12 protein-coding genes are annotated in these 15,846 nt (G+C 71.1%); 5 read left to right on the top strand and 7 right to left on the bottom strand.

Features of this window, described 5'->3' with window-relative positions; all coding sequences use genetic code 11:
- Window positions 1-120: 120 nt before the first annotated feature.
- Window positions 121-2,838, top strand: a complete 2,718-nt coding sequence (gene acnA / locus ACSUPV_RS09475) for an aconitate hydratase AcnA (protein WP_359788157.1) — start codon at window positions 121-123, stop codon at window positions 2,836-2,838.
- A gap of 99 nt (window positions 2,839-2,937) precedes the next feature.
- On the opposite strand, the gene ACSUPV_RS09470 is transcribed toward acnA, so the two are convergent.
- From ACSUPV_RS09470 to ACSUPV_RS09445, 6 genes are all read right to left on the bottom strand, one after another.
- Window positions 2,938-4,293 (bottom strand): ABC transporter substrate-binding protein, encoded by a 1,356-nt coding sequence (locus tag ACSUPV_RS09470; RefSeq protein WP_037758923.1) that lies wholly within the window; start codon window positions 4,291-4,293, stop codon window positions 2,938-2,940.
- 78 nt (window positions 4,294-4,371) lie between these two features.
- Window positions 4,372-5,643 (bottom strand): sugar ABC transporter permease, encoded by a 1,272-nt coding sequence (locus tag ACSUPV_RS09465; protein WP_436947294.1) that lies wholly within the window; start codon window positions 5,641-5,643, stop codon window positions 4,372-4,374.
- Window positions 5,640-6,419 carry an ATP-binding cassette domain-containing protein gene (locus ACSUPV_RS09460; protein ID WP_031119072.1) on the bottom strand — a complete coding sequence of 260 codons (780 nt, stop codon included), beginning with the start codon at window positions 6,417-6,419 and terminating at the stop codon, window positions 5,640-5,642. Before ACSUPV_RS09460 ends, ACSUPV_RS09465 begins: the two co-directional genes overlap by 4 nt.
- A 14-nt stretch (window positions 6,420-6,433) precedes the next feature.
- Window positions 6,434-7,519 (bottom strand): sugar ABC transporter substrate-binding protein, encoded by a 1,086-nt coding sequence (locus ACSUPV_RS09455; RefSeq protein WP_037758932.1) that lies wholly within the window; start codon window positions 7,517-7,519, stop codon window positions 6,434-6,436.
- Window positions 7,516-10,026: a SpoIIE family protein phosphatase gene (locus ACSUPV_RS09450; RefSeq protein WP_359788199.1), complete on the bottom strand. Its 2,511-nt coding sequence runs from the start codon at window positions 10,024-10,026 to the stop codon at window positions 7,516-7,518. The genes ACSUPV_RS09455 and ACSUPV_RS09450 overlap by 4 nt, the downstream gene beginning before the upstream one ends.
- A gap of 1,096 nt (window positions 10,027-11,122) precedes the next feature.
- Window positions 11,123-11,512 (bottom strand): MOSC domain-containing protein, encoded by a 390-nt coding sequence (locus ACSUPV_RS09445; protein ID WP_436947293.1) that lies wholly within the window; start codon window positions 11,510-11,512, stop codon window positions 11,123-11,125.
- A gap of 353 nt (window positions 11,513-11,865) precedes the next feature.
- On the opposite strand from ACSUPV_RS09445, the gene ACSUPV_RS09440 reads away from it, so the two are divergent.
- Both ACSUPV_RS09440 and ACSUPV_RS09435 read left to right on the top strand, forming a co-directional pair.
- Window positions 11,866-12,027 carry a hypothetical protein gene (locus ACSUPV_RS09440; protein ID WP_436947292.1) on the top strand — a complete coding sequence of 54 codons (162 nt, stop codon included), beginning with the start codon at window positions 11,866-11,868 and terminating at the stop codon, window positions 12,025-12,027.
- Between the two features lie 157 nt (window positions 12,028-12,184).
- Window positions 12,185-12,595 carry an MmpS family transport accessory protein gene (locus ACSUPV_RS09435; RefSeq protein ID WP_031119078.1) on the top strand — a complete coding sequence of 137 codons (411 nt, stop codon included), beginning with the start codon at window positions 12,185-12,187 and terminating at the stop codon, window positions 12,593-12,595.
- Window positions 12,596-12,723: 128 nt separating this feature from the next.
- Here ACSUPV_RS09435 and ACSUPV_RS09430 read toward each other — a convergent pair whose 3' ends face one another.
- On the bottom strand, window positions 12,724-13,722 hold the full coding sequence (locus ACSUPV_RS09430) for an acetylxylan esterase (protein WP_436947291.1): 999 nt from the start codon (window positions 13,720-13,722) through the stop codon (window positions 12,724-12,726).
- Window positions 13,723-13,953: 231 nt separating this feature from the next.
- Between ACSUPV_RS09430 and ACSUPV_RS09425 the strand changes: the two genes are divergently transcribed.
- Together ACSUPV_RS09425 and ACSUPV_RS09420 are read left to right on the top strand one after the other, a co-directional pair.
- Window positions 13,954-14,949 carry an ABC transporter permease gene (locus tag ACSUPV_RS09425; RefSeq protein WP_436947290.1) on the top strand — a complete coding sequence of 332 codons (996 nt, stop codon included), beginning with the start codon at window positions 13,954-13,956 and terminating at the stop codon, window positions 14,947-14,949.
- A complete protein-coding gene (locus ACSUPV_RS09420) occupies window positions 14,943-15,815 on the top strand; it encodes a carbohydrate ABC transporter permease (protein ID WP_031119081.1) in 873 nt (290 codons plus the stop codon). Before ACSUPV_RS09425 ends, ACSUPV_RS09420 begins: the two co-directional genes overlap by 7 nt.
- Window positions 15,816-15,846: the final 31 nt, after the last annotated feature.

The raw sequence follows: 15,846 nt of genomic DNA, 5'->3' as shown, positions 1-15,846 counted from the left end.
GAGCACCGCAGCCGCCACCTCGGTAAGGCTGACCTAACTTAGCCTTACCTTAGCGGATCGGACGAGATGCCGTGGCGGCAGGATCGTGGTGGTACGCGCACATCAATGAAGGAGACTGTCGTGTCGGCGAACAGCTTCGACGCCCGCAGCACGCTGCAGGTGGGCGACGAGTCGTACGAGATCTTCCGGCTGGACAAGGTGGAGGGCTCGGCCCGCCTTCCCTACAGCCTCAAGGTCCTGCTGGAGAACCTGCTCCGCACCGAGGACGGCGCGAACATCACCGCCGACCACATCCGTGCCCTCGGCGGCTGGGACTCGCAGGCGCAGCCCAGCCAGGAGATCCAGTTCACGCCGGCCCGCGTGATCATGCAGGACTTCACCGGCGTTCCCTGCGTCGTGGACCTCGCGACCATGCGCGAGGCCGTCAAGGAGCTGGGCGGCGACCCGGCCAAGATCAACCCGCTGGCGCCGGCCGAGCTGGTCATCGACCACTCCGTCATCGCCGACAAGTTCGGCACGAACGACGCCTTCAAGCAGAACGTCGACCTGGAGTACGGCCGCAACAAGGAGCGCTACCAGTTCCTGCGCTGGGGCCAGACCGCCTTCGACGAGTTCAAGGTCGTCCCGCCCGGCACCGGCATCGTCCACCAGGTGAACATCGAGCACCTGGCCCGTGTCGTCATGGTCCGCGACGGCAAGGCGTACCCCGACACCCTGGTCGGCACCGACTCGCACACCACCATGGTCAACGGCCTCGGTGTCCTCGGCTGGGGCGTCGGCGGCATCGAGGCCGAGGCCGCCATGCTCGGCCAGCCGGTCTCCATGCTCATCCCGCGCGTCGTCGGCTTCAAGCTGACCGGTGAGCTCACGCCCGGCACCACCGCCACCGACCTGGTGCTCACCATCACCGAGATGCTGCGCAAGCACGGCGTCGTCGGCAAGTTCGTCGAGTTCTACGGCGAGGGCGTCGCCGCCACGAGCCTCGCCAACCGCGCCACCATCGGCAACATGTCGCCGGAGTTCGGCTCCACCGCCGCGATCTTCCCGATCGACGACGAGACGATCAACTACATGCGGCTCACCGGCCGCAGCGAACAGCAGCTCGCGCTGGTCGAGGCGTACGCCAAGGAGCAGGGCCTCTGGCTCGACCCGGCCGCCGAGCCCGACTTCTCCGAGAAGCTGGAGCTCGACCTCGCCACGGTCGTCCCGTCCATCGCCGGCCCGAAGCGCCCGCAGGACCGCATCGTCCTCGCGAACGCCGCCGAGCAGTTCAAGCAGGACGTCCGCACCTACGTCAACGACGAGTACGAGGCCAGCAAGGAGTCCTTCCCGGGCTCCGACGCGCCCTCGACGATCCCGAACGGCGCCCCGTCCAACCCGGTCACCGTGACCGCCCCCGACGGCACCTCGTACGAGATCGACCACGGGGCGGTGACGGTCGCGGCCATCACCTCCTGCACCAACACCTCCAACCCGTACGTCATGGTCGCCGCCGCCCTGGTGGCCAAGAAGGCGGTGGAGAAGGGCCTGACCCGCAAGCCGTGGGTCAAGACCACCCTCGCCCCGGGCTCCAAGGTCGTCACCGACTACTTCGAGAAGGCGGGCCTGACCCCGTACCTCGACAAGGTCGGCTTCAACCTCGTCGGCTACGGCTGCACCACCTGCATCGGCAACTCCGGCCCGCTGCCGGAAGAGGTCTCCAAGGCCGTCAACGACCACGACCTCGCGGTCACCTCGGTCCTCTCCGGCAACCGGAACTTCGAGGGCCGCATCAACCCCGACGTCAAGATGAACTACCTGGCGTCCCCGCCGCTGGTCGTGGCCTACGCGATCGCCGGTTCCATGAAGGTGGACATCACCAAGGACGCCCTGGGCACGGACCAGGACGGCAACCCCGTCTTCCTGAAGGACATCTGGCCCTCCGAGGCCGAGGTGAACGACGTCGTCGCCAACGCCATCGGCGAGGACATGTTCTCCAAGTCCTACGCGGACGTCTTCGCGGGCGACGCCCAGTGGCAGGCGCTGCCGATCCCGACCGGCAACACCTTCGAGTGGGACGCCGAGTCGACCTACGTCCGCAAGCCCCCGTACTTCGAGGGCATGGAGATGGAGCCGGCCCCGGTCCAGGACATCTCCGGCGCCCGCGTCCTCGCCAAGCTGGGCGACTCGGTCACCACCGACCACATCTCCCCGGCCGGTGCCATCAAGGCCGACACCCCGGCCGGCAAGTACCTCACCGAGCACGGTGTGGAGCGTCGTGACTTCAACAGCTACGGCTCGCGCCGCGGCAACCACGAGGTCATGATCCGCGGCACCTTCGCCAACATCCGCCTGCGCAACCAGATCGCGCCGGGCACCGAGGGCGGCTACACCCGCGACTTCACGCAGGACGGCGGTCCCGTCTCCTTCATCTACGACGCCTCGCAGAACTACCAGGCCGCCGGCATCCCGCTGGTCGTCCTGGCCGGCAAGGAGTACGGCTCCGGCTCGTCCCGCGACTGGGCGGCCAAGGGCACCGCGCTCCTCGGCGTCAAGGCCGTCATCGCCGAGTCCTACGAGCGCATCCACCGCTCGAACCTCATCGGCATGGGCGTCCTGCCGCTGCAGTTCCCGGAGGGCCAGTCCGCCGCGTCCCTCGGCCTGACCGGTGAGGAGACGTTCTCCATCTCCGGCGTCACCGAGCTGAACGACGGCACCACCCCGCGCACGGTGAAGGTCACCACCGACACCGGCGTCGAGTTCGACGCGGTCGTCCGCATCGACACCCCGGGTGAGGCCGACTACTACCGCAACGGCGGGATCATGCAGTACGTGCTGCGCAGCCTGATCCGCAAGTAAGCGGACCGGCAGGGCAGTTCGGGGCAGTTCCAGGGCCGCGTTCCCGGGTGACCGGGGGCGCGGCCCGCGCCGGGTGCTGTCGTCCGGGCGGTCGTGTGCTCACTCGCCTCGGTACTTCGCCGCCGCGGCCTGGGCGAGGTCCTGTGACTTGTCCAGGGCCGCGTCCACGGACTGCTGCCCGGCGATCGCCGCGGCGATCTGCTGGGAGACCGCCGTGCCGAGCACGGCGAACTCGGGAATGCCCACGAAGCCGATGCCGGTGTAGGGACGGGGCGCGACCCCGGGGTTCCTCGGGTCGGCGGACTCCGTCGCCGCCGTGTACTCCTGCCGGTACCAGGCGGCCGCCGCCTGCTGGTACTCCGGGTTGGCGTAGAGCGACCTGCGGTTCCCGGCGGGCGCCGCGGTCCAGCCCAGCTCCTCGCCGACCTGCTCCTGATACTCCTTGGAGGAGGCCCAGGAGATGAACTCCCAGGCGGCGTCCTTGTTCCCGGAGGCCTGCTGGACGCCCCACGCCCAGGTCCACAGCCAGCCGGCCTTCTCGGTCCGGTCGTGCGGGGCGGGGACGTAGCCCACCTTGCCCTTGACGGCGGAACCGTCGGCCTCGACCGACGAGGCCAGCGACGTGGCGTCGTACATCATGGCGCACTCGCCCGCGACGAAGCTGTCGAGGATCTCCAGCACACCCATCCGCTCGGCGCCGGGCTGGCCGTGGGAGCGGAGCAGGTCGACGTAGAACCCGACGGCCCTCCTGAACTCCGGTGAGGTCAGGCGGGCGTTCCAGTCCATGTCGTACCAGGCGCCGCCGAAGGTGTTGACGACCGTGTTGATCGGGGCCAGGTTCTGCCCCCAGCCGGGCAGGCCGCGCAGGCAGATGCCGCTCGCGCCGTCGGTGCCGTCGACCCGGGCGGCGAGGTCGGCGACCTGCTCCCAGGTCGGGTCCGCCGGCATGGTCAGCCCGTCCTTGCGGAAGAGGTCCTTGCGGTACATCAGGAAGGAACCCTCGCCGTAGAAGGGCTCGGCGTAGAGCCTGCCGTCCTCCCCGGTCAGCGACGCCACCAGGTTGGGGAAGACGTCGCCCTGGTCGAAGTCCTCGTCCGCCTTCACATAGGAGTCCAGCGGGGCGAGCCAGCCCTGCTCCGAGTAGATCGGCACCTCGTACGCGCTGACGCTCGCCACGTCGTAGTTCCCCGCCTGGGTCGCGAACTCGCGGTTCATGCGCTCCCGCGCCTCGTTCTCCGGCAGCAGCGTGTAGTCGACCGTGATGCCCGTCTCCGCCGTGAAGTGCTCCTTGGTGAGCTTCTTCAGGTTCTGCATCTGGGACGCGTCCATCGCGAGCACGCGGAGATCGGCCCGCTCCTCGCCACCGGGCGGATCGGTGTCACCGCACCCGGCGAGGGCCAGGCCCGCGGCGACCGTGGCGGCCACGGCCACCCTGACGAGGCGGCTCGGTTTCATGACACTCCGGCCCCTACCCACCTTTGCCATTTCTTAGGCATATCGGGACAAAAGGGCAGAGTGGTGGGCAAGCGCGGCTCAGGGGCGGCCCCGCCGGGTCTCCACCCGTCTGGACAGCGCGTCGGCCGCGACGGCGGCCAGCAGCACCCCACCGGTGATCATGAACTGCACGGCGTCCTCCACCCCGAGCAGGCCCATGCCGGAGGCGATCGACTGGATGACCAGCACCCCGAGCAGCACGGACCAGGGCGAGCCCCGCCCGCCGAACAGGCTCGTCCCGCCGATGACGGCCGCCGCGATCGCGTTGATCAGCAGCATCCCGGAACCGGCGGCACGGGCCGTCGTGGGGCTCGCCGAGGTCAGTCCCGAGGCCACGAACAGCCCGCCGACCGCCGCCAGCGTCCCCGACACCATGAACATCGCCACCCGCACCCGCTCCACCCCGATGCCCGCCCGCCGCGCCGCCTCGACCCCGCCGCCGAGCGCGTACACCCGCCGCCCGTAGCGGGTGCGGCGCAGCACGTAGTCCGAGACGACCAGGACCACCAGGAAGATCAGCAGCGCGAGCGGCAGCCCCTGGAACCGGTTCAGGGTGTGCGCCGCGGCGAAGGAGACGACCGCGAGGAGAGCGGTGCGCAGCCAGATCTCGCCCATCGGCCGGTACGGCATCCCGGCCGCCCGGTGACGGCTGCGCCGGCGGCGTACGGTCAGCAGGTACCCGGCCGTGCCCACCGCCGCGACCGCGTACGCCGCCACGTCGGCATCGAAGTGCCGGCTGGTCAGGGACGCGACCAGGCCCTCCTCGTCGATGTTGATCGTGCCGCTCGCGCCCAGCAGGTAGAGCGTCAGGCCGTTCCACACCAGCAGCCCCGCGAGCGTCACCACGAACGCGGGCACGCCGAGCCAGGCGAAGAAGAACCCGTGGAAGGCGCCCACGGCCGTCCCCGCGACGACCGCCACGATCACCGCGAGCCACTCCGGCACCCCGTGGTTCACGTTCAGCACGGCGAACGCCGCCCCCGCCAGTCCGCTCACGGAACCGACCGACAGATCGATCTCCCGGATCAGCAGCACGAACACGATGCCGACGGCGACCAGCCCGGTCCCGACGATGTCCACGCCGAGGTTGGACAGGTTGCGCGGCGAGAGGAACTTGTCGTCCAGCGCCTGGAAGACGACGCAGATCACGATCAGCCCCGCGACGACCAGGAGCGGCCCCCGCTCACCGTCCCGGACGCTGCCGCGGACCTCCAACGCGTACGCGCGCAGGTTCTCCTGCCAGCCCCGGGCGCGCGGCGTCCGGCCGGTCGCGACCGGTGCGCCGTCCCGCTGCGGTCCGCCGCGGCTCACGGCCACGCCTCCTCGTCGCCCCTCGTGCGATGGGCCACGGCGTTGTCCGCGGCGCCCGTGACGGAGGAGATGATCTGCTCCTGCGTCACCGTGCTCACGTCGAACAGGCCGTTGTTGCGGCCCAGCCGCAACACCGCGACCCGGTCCGCGACGGCCTTGATGTCGCCCATGTTGTGACTGATGAGGATGATCCCCATGCCCCGGTCACGCACGTGCTCGATGAGGTCGAGCAGATGGCTGGTCTGCTCGACGCCCAGGGCCGCGGTGGGCTCGTCGAGGAGCAGGACCTTCGGCGAGCCCATCAGCGAGCGCGAGATCGCGACGGCCTGCCGCTGGCCGGCGGAGAGCGCCGCGACCGGCATGCGCACGTCGGGAATGTGGATCGACAGGGTACGCATCAGATCGCGGGCCCGGCGCTCCATCTCCACCTCGTCGAGGACGCCCACCCGGTCGATCTCCCGGCCGAGGAAGAGATTGCCGACGACGTCCAGGTTGTCGCACATCGCGAGGTCCTGGTAGACGGTCGCGATGCCCAGGGCGTGGGCGTCGTGCGGGCGTTTGATCTGCACGAGCCGCCCCTCCCACTCGATGACGCCCCGGTCGGCGGGGCTGACACCGGAGATCACCTTGACGAGCGTGGACTTGCCGGCGCCGTTGTCGCCCGCCAGGGCCACCACCTCGCCGGCCCGGACCTGAAGGTCCACGTCCACGAGCGCCTGGACGCCCCCGAACCGCTTGGAGATGCCGCGCAACGCCAGCACCGGCGGATGGGCCACGGGGACCACCTCCCTCACCGGGTGAGTCCGGCCCGGTCACAGTCCGGACGGAGCTTCGGGGTACAGATCTGGTCGACGGTGTAGACGCCGTCCTGGACGAGCGTCCGGCCGATGTTCTCCCGCGTCACGGCGATCGGGTCGAGCAGGATCGACGGGACGTCCTCGGTGGTGGGGCTGTCCACGCTCGTCGTGACAAGGGCGTCGACGTCGTTGCCGCGCGCCAGGGCGACGGCCATCGCGGAGGCCGCGTCGGTCTCCAGCCGGAAGGGCTTGTAGACGGTCATGTACTGCTCGCCCTCGACGATGCGCCGCACGGCGTCCAGGTCGGCGTCCTGGCCGGTGATCGCGGGCAGCGGCGAGACCCGGGCACTCTTGAGCGCCGCGACGACACCGGCGGCGATCGAGTCGTTGGCCGCCAGCACCCCGTCGATCCGGTGGGGGCCGAGGGCGCTGATCGCGGCGGACATCTGGTCGTGGGCGTTCTCCGTGCGCCACCCGAGGGTGTTGTACGACCGGGCGATCCGCACCCGGTCCTTCAGGACGGACCGGGCCCCGCCCTCGTACCAGGCGGCGTTGGGGCTGGACGGGTCGCCGTTCATCATGACCACGCTGCCGCCGTCGGCCCGGGCGCCCATGCCCCGCAGCAGCGCCTCGCCCTGGAGCCTGCCGACCTCGCCGCCGTCGAAACTGACGAACCCCGAGATCGGGCCCTCGGCGAGCCGGTCGTAGGCGACGACCGGGATGCCCTCCCGCTCCGCCGCCCGGACCGAGGAACGCAGGGCCTTGGGGTCGACGACGTCCAGGATGAGGACCGACACGCCCCTGGTGATCATGGACTTCATCTGCTGCCGCTGGCTCGCCGCGTCGTTCTCGGCGTTGGCGTACACCACCGTGCACTCGGAGCACAGCTCCTTCACCCGCTTCTCGATCATCGGCTTGTCGGACTGCTCCCAGCGCGGCACCGCACGGCTCGGCAGCAGCAGCCCGACGGTCAGCCCGTCCCCGCCGCCCTCGCCCTCGTCGCCCGTGCACCCGGCCAGGGACACCGCCAGCACAAATGCCAGCAGCCCGGCGGACACCCGCCACTTCGGGGCTCTCATCGCGGCCCCCTCTCCGCCGACCGGCCCCGGCCCGGGCCCCGGCCTCTGCTTCGCTCACGGCTCCGGCCGATGCCCCAGCCCCAGCCCCGGTCCCGGCCCAGGCCCCAGCCCGACTGCCGCTCCCGGCCCAGGCCCCGGCCCGACGGCCGCTCCCGCTCCGGCTCGACCCGCGGTTCCGGCTCGGCTCCGGCTTCCTCCACGAGGTCCGGCTCCTGCTGCGGACGGGACACGACGATCTCGCTCCACACCTGCTTGCCGCCGCCGACCGGCACCGAGCCCCAGGCCGACGAGAGCGCCTCGACCAGGAAGAGCCCCCGGCCGCCCGTCGACTCCCAGTCCACGACCACCGGCTTGGCGGGGGAGCGGGGCGAGGAGTCGCTCACAGTCACCCTGAGTCGGTCCGCCGCCAGGGTCAGGTCCACCCGGACCGGGCCCTGGGTGTGCACCAGGGCGTTCGTGACCAGCTCCGACACCACCAGCAGGACGGTGTCGGCCTCGGCCACGACGTCCCACGACCGCAGCGTGCGGGCGCTGAACCGGCGGGCGTGCATGACCGCGTCCGGCAACCGCCACACCACCCAGCCCGCCCGCACGGGCCTAACCCGCATCCCGTCGTAGCGCAGCAGCAGCAACGCCACGTCGTCCTCGCGGCGGCCGGCCTCGCCGAGCAACTCGTCGGCCATCCGCCCCGGATCGGCGGGATCGGCGGCGGCGAGCGCCTCGCGCACCAGCCGCATGCCCTCGTCCAGGTGCAGATCGGCCGACTCGACCAGGCCGTCCGTCACCAGCGCGAGCACCGAGCCCGGCGCCAGCGCGAGCGCCGTCAGCGGGAAGTCCGCCTCCGCGAGGATGCCGAGCGGCAGGCCGCCCTCGACCGCGATCTCCTCGGTGGCCCCGTCGGGATGGCGCACCAGCGGGGACAGGTGCCCGGCCCGCACGAACAGCGCGTTGCCCTCCTCCATGTCCAGCTCGACGTAGCAGCACGTGGCGAACAGGTCGGTCTCCATGCCGACGAGCAGCCGGTTGGCGTGCGCGACGACCACGTCCGGCGGATGACCCTCCACGGCGTAGGCCCGGACCGCGGTACGCATCTGGCCCATGATCGTCGCGGCTCCGGCGCTGTGCCCCTGCACGTCCCCGATGACCAGGGCCACCTTCCCCTCCGACAGCGCGATCACGTCGTACCAGTCGCCGCCCACCTGGAGTCCGCGCCGGGCGGGCAGGTAGCGGGCCACGGCGGTGCCCCCGGGCAGCCGCGGGAGGCGGCGGGGCAGCAGGCTGCGCTGGAGCATCGTCGCGAGTTCCTGCTCGGCGTCGTAGGCGTGCGCGCGCTTCAGGGCCTGCCCCACCAGACCCGCCGTCGCGGTGAGCAGGGCCCGCTCCTCCGGGGCGAACTCGTGCGGGGCGTCCCAGCCGACCAGGCACACCCCGGCCACCCTGCTCTTCGCGGGCAGCGGCAGGACCGCGAGGCCGCCGGGGCCGATCCCCGCGAGGCCCGGTTCCAGCACGGAGCCGGCCGGCCACAGGCTCATCCGCCCGTCCCGCAGCGCCGCCTGCAGCGTGGGCAGCACGCTGACCGGCGCGTCGGGCCACTCCGAGCGCCACTCCGAACGCCACAGCTCCGGCCAGGCGGAGGCGGCCGGCGGATCGAGCACGGTGACCGCGAGCCGGTCCTCCAGCAGCTCGGCGAGTGCGACCCGGTCGGCACCCAGCGGCTCGCGCAGCGCGGCGACCACCACGCGGCTGACGTCCCGCACCGTCGTCGCGTCGTCGAGCGCGGCCGTCAGCCACTGGATCCGGGCGACGTCGCTGGCGCCGCGCCGCAGCACGGGGGCCGCGGTGACGACGCCCAGCACCCGCTGGGGAGCGCCGTCGGGACCCTTCAGCACGCGGCATCCCAGGCGCAGCCAGCACAGTTCACCGGTGGGGCGGCGGATACGGAACTCCAGCTCCCGGCGCCCCGGGGTCTGCGCGGACGGTTCGATGACCGACATCAGGGCCGGGACGTCCTCCGGGACGCTGTAGGAGAGCAGGGTGTCGGTCTTGCCGTCGAAACCGTCCTCGGGGATGCCGACGAGTTCGAGCAGGGTCGGGTCCGTCTCGACCAGGCCGGTGCCCGGCGTCAGGGCGAAGGAGCCCACCCCCATGGCCCGCAGGGCCGAATCCAGCAGCGGTGAGGGCGCCGACCGGTCGGCCTCGCCCCGCAGCCGCCCGGCGACCGCCTCGGCATACCGCTCCAGGAACTCCCGCTGCTCGCCCCCGAACCCGTCCCCGGCCTCACCCACCACGACCAGGCACCCCAGCCATCCCCCCGCCGCCCCCAGGGGCAGCGCCCCGAGCGGCGCGGAGGCGACTCCACCACCCTCCCGCCCGTCGACCACGGCACCCCGCACCCACACGGCCCGACCACTCCGATAGGCCTCGACGACGAGGGACTCGCCGCTTCCTGTCCCGGCGGCTCGGGGTGGGGGCGCGGGTGGGGCAGAGGGCGCCGGGGTACCGGGCACGGCGGTGGGCGGGGCCCCGGCTGCGCCCGGCCGACGCTCCTCACCGGGCGGCGGCGTCCCCGGACCCGCGCCGGGCTGGCCCCCGGCCACCGCCCGGCCCGAGCCACCAGACGACGGCTGTGCCCGGTCGGCCTCCGGCTGTGCCCTGTCGGTCTCCGGCTTGGCCCGATGGGCTTCCGACCTGACCTGGTGGGTCTCCCGGTCGCCGGTGTCGGTCCGTGGCCCACTCCGGTCGGCCTCCGGCCCGACCTGGTGAGCCTCCGGCCCGCTCCGGTCGGTCTCCGACATCGCCTGGTCGGTCTCTGACGCACCCCGGTGGGTCTCCGGCTGGGCTCGGTGGGTTTCTGGCCCGTGCGGGTCGGTCTCCGAGGTGGTCTGGTCGGTCTCTGACGTGCCCTGGTGGGTCTCCGGCTGGGCTCGGTGGGTTTCTGGCCCGTGCGGGTCGGTCTCCGAGGTGGTCTGGTCGGTCTCTGACGTGCCCTGGTGGGTCTCCGGCCCGTGCGGGTCGGTCTCCGACATTGCCTGGTCGGTCTCTGACGCGCCCCGGTGGGTCTCCGTCCCGACCTGGTGGGCCTCCGGCCCGCCCCGGTGGGTCTTCGACCCACCCGCCCCGTCGCCGCCCCCTGCCACCGGCGAGTCCGCCGAGACCCGCACGCGCCCCGGCAGCCCGTACCGCTCGGGTTCCAGGCCGGCCGCCTCCACCCGCCGGAGCTCCGTACCGTCCTCGCTCCGTACGTACACCGCCGCCAGCACCACCCCGGCGAACGCCAGGACCCGCTCCCGCGCGGCCGGTTCCGGCGTGGGACGAGGCGGGCCGGTGTTCCCGTTCGCGCGCGCCCGCGGACCGGGGGCCGCGGCCCGGGCATCGCCGTCATGGGGCATGTCCGCGTCCACCTCCCGTCCACGCCGCAGCCACCGGCAGGTGGGAGTCCCCGGAACTCAGGCGACGACGACGCGGGCACGAGTCCGGCGGTACCGGGTCACGCCTCCCATGGCGAAGCCACGCCGCACATGAGCGGCAGGGCACCCACACAACAGAATCGCACACCTGGATAACAGCGACATATGGGACGTACGGGCACTTCGGCGGATGCCCTCAACCGGCGAGATCCACTCTCGACGGATCCTGGAGCAGAACCAGGGGGTCTCCGATCCGCACCTGCCCTGGCGACACGACAGTGGCAAGCCCGTCCTGTCGCATGTCGTGCGCTTGCGTGATGGCCCGCAATATCAGCGGGGAGTGGGGAAGCTCCTGCTGAGCCTCGTTCGTCATCACGCATCGGTCACTCGAGCGCACGAACGCAATACCCACCGCGTCGCCGATCCGCGCCTTGCTCCCGAACCACTCGTCCTCCACGAACGGAGGAGTGCCCGATGGTGTGCGCACCAGGAGGTTCGGCCGAAAGCGTCGCTCATCGACGGGAACGTCGGGCACCGCCGAACGCACCCAGTCAAGGGTGGCCGTGGTCAACACGCTGACATGCATCCGGCTCACCAAGGTTGTCCACATAGCGGGAACGCAGCTGCAACAGACCCGGCATCCTGCGGAAGCGGCGCGTGTTCTTCCCTGAGTGGGGATGCGCGGAGCGGGAGCGGCTCATGGGCGGGTTCCGGTCCACCGTGGGAGCGCTCCCACCCCGCTGTTGCGGAAGTTAGCGCCGGGCGGCGCACTTGTAAACGGTCGCCGCACGGGGCGCCGGGGCCCGTTCGGGTGACGGCCGCCGCGCGCTTTCCCCGGGCTCCCCGCAGACTTCGGGTGAGCGGACGGCCCGCCGACCGGGAATTCAGGAGGAGGCGCAGGGCAGATACGCGCTCTCGAGCCTCGCGCTGGAAAACGAGATGGAGAGCGACTGGGAAAACGAGGTCGGGGTGTCCCGGATCGAGGACAGGAAGGTCATCACCGAGTTCGTGGACCGGAAATCGGTGATCCGGATGCAGCTCTGCCTGAGGTGGAATTTCGACTACACCCCATGCCTGCACTGGATCGAGGCGCCGGAGTGACACCACCCGTCCCCCGGGTAGGGCCGCGCGGCCGCTGCCGTGTGCCGGCCGCGCCGGACCCGGGGTGCGGCAACTGACCGTGCCCTCAATGAAGTTGACTTCACTTTCCCTTTGGGCTTGGCTGCGGCTCCGACCATTCACGATCCGGGGGGATCTCTTGAACCGCACCATCCGCGCAGCCGTCTGCGCCGTCGCCGTCACCGGTCTCGCGCTCGGCCTCAGTTCCTGTTCCGAGGCGGTCGACCAGGTCGACAAGGCGGTGGACGAGACGTATGAAGTCACCTACGAGGTCACCGGGAAGAACGTCGACTCGATCGAGTTCCACGGCGGCGGTGGCAAGGCCATGGAACCGAAGATCGAGTCGGTGTCGAAGCCCGAGCTGCCGTGGAAGAAGACGGTCACGCTGCGCGGCATCATGCCCGCGGCGGTCATGCCGGTCGCTGCGGACCCCGAGGGTGCCCAGGTGACCTGCAAGATCATTCACAAGGGCGAGGTGCTGGAGGAGCAGAGCGCCAAGGGCCTGGTGACCGCCGGGGGCTGCACCGCGGAGTCTCCGATCGGGAAGTGACCCGGGGCCGCCCGCGCAGCGCCGCGTGAAGGTCCGTCAGGGGCGGGCGGGCGCGGCGCAGGGACCCGGGGACGGCCTCAGCCCGACGCGTCCCGACGGGGACGGGCGATGACGGCGACGCCGTGCCATCAGGCGTCCGCCCCTTCCAACAGCGCTCGCACCCAAGCCAGTTGCCGCCGCACCTGCACCGCGTCACCGCCCTCGTGGCCGTTGAACGGATACGCGTGGATCTCCTTGTCCGGGTCCGCGCCGGTCAGTTCGGCGTAACGATTGAACGCCGCGTACGTCCCGCTCGGCGGGCACACCGTGTCGCGCAGGCCGACGCCGAAGTGGGCCGGGGCCTGCGCCCGGCGGGCGAAGGAGACGCCCTCGACGTAGGACAGCGTGCGGTGGGCGGCGTGCTCGGCGCCCCGGTGGACGGAGAGGTAGGCGGCGATCTCGCCGTACGGGCCCGCGTCGGTGAGGTCCAGCGCGCGGCGGATCCCGCACAGCAGCGGCGCCGTGACCAGGAGCGCGGCCAGATCGGGGACGAGCCCGGCGACCGCCAGGGCCAGCCCGCCCCCCTGGCTGTTGCCGACGGCCACGGTCCGCGCGGGATCGACGCCGGGCAGCGCCCGCACCGCCGCGACCGCGCGCACCGCGTCCGTGATGAGACGCCGGTAGTGGTAGTCCTCGGGAGCGAGCAGCCCCCGCACCGCCGGTCCCGGACCGCCGGGCGCGGTGCCGTGCGGGTCGGGCGTGTCACCGCCGCAGCCGTACTGGTCGCCCTGGCCGCGGTTGTCCATGAGCAGATGCGCGTACCCGGCGTTGACCCAGGTCAGGCGCTCGTGCGGCAGACCCCGGCCGCGCCCGTACCCGGCGAACTCGACGACCGCGGGCAGGACTTCACCGGCCCCGGCCGGTCTGCTGAACCAGGCGCGCACCGGGTCGCCCCCGAAGCCCCGGAACGTCACGTCCCAGGTCCGCGTCAGCCGTAGCCCCGTCTCCACCGGCCGCACCGACACCAGCGGGTCCGCCCGCCCGGCCTCCTTCAGCGTGCCCAGCCAGAACGCGTCGAAGTCGGCGGGCTCCCCGACGTCCGGGCGATGGCGTTCCAGTTCTGTCAGCGGCAGGTCGAACGCGGGCACGGCGGCACCTCGCAGGAGTCGGTGGTCACCCAGAAACTTGCGACGGGCAACGGGGGTGGGCCCCAGGGGCCTACCCAGGTTCGAGGGGTTTCCAACGCGGCACAGAGGCCCCGGCCGACTCCCGCAGCACCCATTGACAGCGCTTTCCCCTGCCCTTAAGTTGCCGCGAAGTTACCGGTAAGCGCTCGAAAGTTTCGGTTCCGCGTCCCATGCCCACGGGAGGCCCGAGCAATGAGCACGTCCACCACGTCGGCCCCGCCGGGCACCGAGGATCCGCCTGCGGCCCGGGCCGCGCCCCGACGACGCGGCGACCGGACGCCCGCCCGGACCGGCTGGCGGCGGGCGCTGCGCCGCGACTGGCAGTTGTACTCGCTGGCGATCCTGCCGCTGCTGTTCTTCCTGGTCTTCCGCTATCTGCCGATGATCGGCAACGTGATCGCCTTCCGGCGCTTCGAGCCCGGGGGATCGATCTTCGGCGAGGAGTGGGTGGGCCTGCGCTATGTGCGGATGTTCCTCAGCGACCCCACCTTCTGGCAGGTCTTCCGCAACACCCTGTGGATCGGCGGGCTCACGCTGCTGTTCTGCTTCCCGATCCCGATCGTGCTGGCGCTGCTGCTGAACGAGGTCCGCCGGCGCTCCCTGAAGCGGTTCGTGCAGTCCGTGTCGTACCTCCCGCACTTCCTGTCGATCGTGATCGTCGCGGGCATCACCCTGCAGATGCTGGCCAGCGACGGACCGGTCAACCACGTCCTCGGCTGGTTCGGCCACGAACCGATCCGCTTCATCCAGGAACCCGAGTGGTTCCGCACGATCTACGTCGGCTCGGAGATCTGGCAGACCGCCGGCTGGGGCACGATCCTCTACCTCGCCGCGCTCACCACCATCGACGAGGACCTGTACGAGGCCGCGCGCATCGACGGGGCCAACCGCTGGCAGCAGATCTGGCATGTCACCCTTCCCGGCATCCGGCCCACCATGGTGACGCTGCTGATCCTCAACATCGGCACGTTCATGGCGGTCGGCTTCGAGAAGGTCCTGCTGCTGTACAACCCGCTGACGTATCCCACCGCCGACGTCATCTCGACCTACGTGTACCGGGCCGGTGTCGAGTCCAACAGCTTCAGCTACGCCGCCGCCATCGGGCTGTTCGAGGCGATCATCGGCCTGGTCCTCATCACGACCGCCAACCAGCTGTCACGCCGCACAGTGGGGACCAGCCTGTGGTGAAGCCGAGCCGCTCCTACCGGGTCTTCCAGGGCGTCAACGGGGTGGTCCTCACGCTCGTCGTGCTGGTGACCCTGTACCCCTTCGTCAACATCCTCGCGCGGTCCTTCAGCGGGGAGCGGCAGATCCGGGCGGGTGAGGTGACCCTGCTGCCCAAGGGGTTCAACCTCACCACGTACGAGATCGTGTTCCAGGACGCGATGTTCTGGCGGAACTACGGCAACACCGTGCTGTACACGGTCGTCGCGACGGCGGTGGCCATGGTGCTGACGACGTGTTACGCCTACGTGCTGTCGAAGAAGCACCTGAAGGGCCGCGGTGTCCTCGTCGGCATCGCCGTGTTCACCATGTTCTTCACCGGCGGGCTGATCCCGAACTACATCCTGGTCACCAGCCTCGGCCTGAAGAACAGCGTGTGGGCGATCGCGCTGCCGAACGCGATCAGCGTGTTCAACCTGCTGGTGATGAAGGCGTTCTTCGAGAACCTGCCGACGGAACTGGAGGAGGCCGCGCAGATCGACGGCCTGAGCACGTACGGCATCCTGCTCAGGATCGTGCTGCCGCTGTCCAAGGCGGTCGTGGCGACGATGGTGCTGTTCTACTCGGTGTCCTTCTGGAACTCCTGGTTCAGCGCCTTCCTCTACATGGACCGGACGGACCTGATGCCCGTCACCGTCTATCTCCGCAACCTCATCCAGGGCGCCACCGGCGGCGGCAACGCGGGCGCCGGCACCGAGCAGCTCAGCCAGGTCGGCGCGAACATCCAGTCGGTCACCATCGTCCTCACCGCGCTGCCGATCCTCTGCGTGTACCCGTTCGTCCAGCGCTACTTCGTCTCGGGCGTGATGCTCGGCGCGGTCAAGGGCTGACGCCGCCTCCTCCCTCGCCTACGGAACAAAG

Source organism: Streptomyces sp. SudanB52_2052, from assembly GCF_964272415.1.
In the GTDB taxonomy this organism is placed as follows: domain Bacteria; phylum Actinomycetota; class Actinomycetes; order Streptomycetales; family Streptomycetaceae; genus Streptomyces; species Streptomyces olindensis.
The sequence above is the reverse complement of the archived record's forward strand: the minus strand, read 5'-3'. Positions and strand labels throughout refer to the sequence as shown.